Origin of the sequence: Colwellia sp. TT2012, assembly GCF_001440345.1 — a bacterium.
Classification (GTDB): domain Bacteria; phylum Pseudomonadota; class Gammaproteobacteria; order Enterobacterales; family Alteromonadaceae; genus Colwellia.
Genome location: NZ_LJYX01000007.1, coordinates 1 through 1,002 on the forward strand (window position 1 = coordinate 1; position 1,002 = coordinate 1,002).

Annotated in this window: 2 protein-coding genes; one reads left to right on the plus strand and one right to left on the minus strand. The window is 43.1% G+C overall.

Annotation, left to right across the window (positions count from 1 at the left end):
• A partial coding sequence (locus tag ASU03_RS06210) for a catalase-related domain-containing protein (protein WP_331456661.1) occupies positions 1–286 on the plus strand: 286 nt, incomplete at its 5' end.
• A 97-nt stretch (positions 287–383) separates the two neighbouring features.
• On the opposite strand, the gene ASU03_RS06215 is transcribed toward ASU03_RS06210, so the two are convergent.
• Positions 384–1,002 (minus strand): peroxidase family protein (locus tag ASU03_RS06215; protein WP_331456662.1); only part of this gene is annotated, 619 nt, incomplete at its 5' end.

Consider the following 1,002-nt stretch of genomic DNA (forward strand, 5'->3'; position numbering starts at 1 on the left):
GCCTAATAGTCAAGGCGAGTGGGCAGAGCAGCCCGGTTTTTCTGAGCCGCCGTTAGATTTACAAGGTTATGCCGCGCATTGGGATCACCGAGCAGATGAGGATTATTTTTCTCAAGCCGGAGATTTATTCCGCTTAATGACAGTTGAGCAACAACACGCGCTATTTAATAATACCGCCAGCGCAATGAGTGGCGTACCGGATGAAATAAAGCAGCGCCATATTAAACATTGTACTGCGGCGGATGCTGCCTATGGCGCAGGGTTAAAAACGGCATTAAATTTATAAGGTCGTATTGAAAAAGATTGATGAAATGAAAAAGCGAGTACCGCCAAAGGCAAGTACTCGCTTTTTATTTTAAGTTTTTTTTAACGTTATGTTAACTTTACTTTAAGTCAAAGCGATCTAATTGCATCACCTTAACCCAAGCAGCAATAAAGTCATGAATGAACTTTTTATCGGCATCGTCTGAGGCATAAACTTCGGCAATGGCTCTTAATTCTGAGCTAGAGCCAAAAATCAAATCCACCGGAGTTGCTTGCCACTTTAACTTGCCTGACGCGCGGTCATGACCTAGATAAATGCCAACGTTAGCTTCATCTTTACTCCAGACAGTCGACATATCAAGTAAGTTGACAAAGAAGTCATTGCTTAATACACCCGGTCTATTGGTGAATACCCCGTAAGATGAACCGTCATAGTTGGCAGCTAGTGAACGCATACCACCAACAAGTACTGTCATTTCAGGGACATTTAAACCGAGTAAATTGGCTTTATCCACTAACATTTCAGCGGGTGACATATAGCTCTCATCGGTGTAAAAATTACGGAAACCATCGGCTTTCGGTTTTAAGTAATTAAATGATTTAATGCTCGTTTGCGCTTGGCTAGCATCAGCACGGCCAGGAACAAAGGGCACAGTAACTTGAGTTCCACCTTGTTTGGCGGCATTTTCGATGGCAGCAGCACCACCTAAAACGATTAAGTCAGCGAGTGATATTTGG